This window comes from Limnohabitans sp., from assembly GCF_044361985.1.
Lineage (GTDB): Bacteria > Pseudomonadota > Gammaproteobacteria > Burkholderiales > Burkholderiaceae_C > Limnohabitans_A.
The window spans coordinates 1-2,531 of record NZ_JBIKHV010000196.1 but is presented as its reverse complement, the minus strand read 5'-3'; the positions used below and the strand labels follow the sequence as shown (position 1 = coordinate 2,531).

At 61.2% G+C, this 2,531-nt stretch carries 5 protein-coding genes; 4 read left to right on the top strand and 1 reads right to left on the bottom strand.

Going from position 1 to position 2,531, the window contains the following annotated elements; all coding sequences use genetic code 11:
• From ACIQ3A_RS15035 to ACIQ3A_RS15020, 4 genes are all read left to right on the top strand, one after another.
• A partial coding sequence (locus tag ACIQ3A_RS15035; protein ID WP_396432530.1) for an MFS transporter occupies positions 1-338 on the top strand: 338 nt, incomplete at its 5' end.
• Positions 339-396: 58 nt separating this feature from the next.
• On the top strand, positions 397-981 hold the full coding sequence (locus tag ACIQ3A_RS15030; protein WP_396432529.1) for a DUF3833 domain-containing protein: 585 nt from the start codon (positions 397-399) through the stop codon (positions 979-981).
• A gap of 101 nt (positions 982-1,082) precedes the next feature.
• On the top strand, positions 1,083-1,853 hold the full coding sequence (locus tag ACIQ3A_RS15025; RefSeq protein ID WP_396432532.1) for an SDR family NAD(P)-dependent oxidoreductase: 771 nt from the start codon (positions 1,083-1,085) through the stop codon (positions 1,851-1,853).
• A 21-nt stretch (positions 1,854-1,874) separates the two neighbouring features.
• Entirely contained in the window at positions 1,875-2,309 is a 435-nt protein-coding gene (locus tag ACIQ3A_RS15020; RefSeq protein WP_396432528.1) for a nuclear transport factor 2 family protein, read from the top strand.
• Positions 2,310-2,379: 70 nt separating this feature from the next.
• Here the strand turns inward: ACIQ3A_RS15020 and ACIQ3A_RS15015 are convergent.
• Positions 2,380-2,531 (bottom strand): glutathione S-transferase C-terminal domain-containing protein (locus ACIQ3A_RS15015; protein WP_396432531.1); only part of this gene is annotated, 152 nt, incomplete at its 5' end.

Here is a 2,531-nt window from a genome sequence, read left to right as displayed (position 1 = left end):
TGGTGTGTGCGCTGTCAGGCATGGCGCTGGGCGCAGACCTCACTGTGCCCGGCGCCCTGCTCAACCAATTGATTGACCGCTGCGGCGAGCGGGGCCGCACAGACGGCGCCTTCATGGGCTGGTGGAATCTGGCCACCAAGCTGAACCTGGCCTTGGCCGCTGGTTTGTCCTTGCCCTTATTGGGCATGTGGGGCTATGCCCCTGGACGGCAAGACGCCGATGCCTTGCTGGCGCTGGGCCTGGCTTACGGCCTGCTGCCATGTGTGCTCAAGCTGATGGCCGCGCTGGCTTTGTATTGGGGTTTGATGCGGGCACCGGCTTTGCGGCACGCCGCCTGATGCACGCCCCATGCATCGGCACGAATTCGAATCAAATTTGGAAAATAGGAGCTTGCTGATGAGCAAAAAGATGGATCGCCGAAGCGCCCTAGTTCGCCTGGGCACACTGCCCGTGCTTGCCGCTGCGCCTTTTTTGGCCAGCTGCGCCGGGCCGCAGGTGCAAGGGTATGCGCAAGAAAAGCCCGCGCTTGATTTGCGCACCTATTTCACAGGCACCATCGACGCCTGGGGTGTTTTTACCGATCGCAGCGGTCAGGTGGTCAAGCGCTTCACCGTGGTGATGGACTGCAGCTGGAATGGCGATGAAGGCGTGCTCGACGAGGCTTTTGTTTATTCGGATGGCACCCGGCAGCGTCGCATCTGGCGCCTCAAGGCAGGACCCAATGGCACCTACACCGGGCGTGCCGACGACGTGGTGGGTGAGGCCACAGGCCAGGTCAGTGGCAACGCGTTTCGCTGGGGCTACACCCTGGCGCTGCCGGTGGATGGCCGCACCTGGCATGTCGATTTTGACGACTGGATGTACCTGATGGACGACCGCGTGATGCTGAACAAAGCCACCATGAGCAAATGGGGCGTGAAGCTGGGTGAAGTCACCTTGTCGTTCACGCGTCGAACGCCTGTGTTGGCCAAGCCGGTTTGAGCCGCATGAGTGCGATCCCTTCCATCGCCGCCAGCCCTGCCAACGACGTGTTGCAAAAGAGTAGCCGGCAGCCCCGGCCTGAGGCTGCCAAGCGCAGCTGGCTGCAGCTGAACACGCCCATCGCCCACTGGCATGGCCGCAGAGTCTGGCTGGTGGGGGCCTCAACAGGCATTGGCCTTGCCTGCGCCCAAGCCTTGCGTGCGGCGGGCGCCATGGTGGTGATCTCGGCACGCACCCCTCAAGGCGTGCAAAACTGGGCTGAGCAAGACCCGCTGGTGCAGTGGCGACCGCTCGATGTGGCGATCAACACCGATGTGCAGGCCACCGCCCGCGCTATTTTGAGCGAGGGCCCGCTGGACCTCGTGGTCTACGCGGCCGGCTACTACCGCGCTCAGCGCGCAACGGCCATCGACCTGGACGATCTGTTGCAGCACGACAAAGTCAATTACCAGGGCGCGCTGCAAGTGATCAATGCGGTTTTGCCCGACATGCTGACGCGGCAAAGCGGGCACATCAGTTTGCTCAGCAGTGTGGCGGGTTGGCGCGGCTTGCCCAACGGTCTGGCCTACGGCCCGACCAAGGCGGCGCTCACGCATCTGGCAGAAACCCTGTACCTCGATTTACAAGACCAGGGCATTGGCGTGAGCGTGGTCAACCCCGGCTTTGTGGACACCCCGCTGACCGCTCAGAATCAGTTCACCATGCCGGCGCTCATCAGCGCTGAGCAGGCCGCGGGCGAAATGCTCAAGGGATGGGCCCAGGGCCAGTTCGACATCCATTTTCCCAAGCGCTTTACCTTCTGGCTCAAACTGCTGCGGCTGCTGCCCTACCGCTTGTATTTTCCACTGGTGCGCAAGTTCACAGGCTTGTGAGCGTGGGTTTTGAAAGTCTCCATGAACACCCGACAAGCCACCCAAAACCTGGCCACGTTCTTTGAAACGCTGTCCCCCCACAGCGTGGCGCAACTGCACACGCTCTACGATGCGCAAGCCCGCTTCAAAGACCCTTTTAATGAAGTTCAGGGCCTGCCTGAGATCGAGCGAATTTTTCGCCACATGTATGTGGCGCTCGACCGGCCCCACTTCGTCATCACTGGCCAGCTGGTCGATGATCAACAGGCATTTCTGACCTGGGAGTTCCGCTTTCATTTCAAGCGCTTTGACACCGCCACCTTGCAAACCGTGCGAGGCGGCAGCCACGTGGTGTTCAACGAACACGGCCTGGTGACGCTGCACCGTGATTATTGGGACGCGGCTGAAGAGCTGTACGAAAAATTGCCGCTGGTGGGCGGCGTGATGCGCTGGTTGAAAAAGCGCGCCAACTCCTGAGCCCGGGCACGAGCAGGGCTTGCTGCATCAATGACAGCAAGCGGCTTGCCGACGATCCGCAGATGACTAATCAGGTGGGTGTGCTGTCGATGAAACTCTGACGCTGCGCCAGCTTGTCGTACAGCTTGTGCAGGTTCGGGTAAGGCGTGCGCCAGTCGATTTGGGGAAAACGGAAATCCAGATAACTGACAGCGCAGCAGACAGCGATATCGGACAGGCTCA

Coding starts and splice junctions, on each gene's coding strand:
- ACIQ3A_RS15030 (WP_396432529.1), top strand. CDS start 397: ATGAGCAAAAAGATGGATCGCCGAAGCGCCCTAGTTCGCCTGGGCACA.
- ACIQ3A_RS15020 (WP_396432528.1), top strand. CDS start 1,875: ATGAACACCCGACAAGCCACCCAAAACCTGGCCACGTTCTTTGAAACG.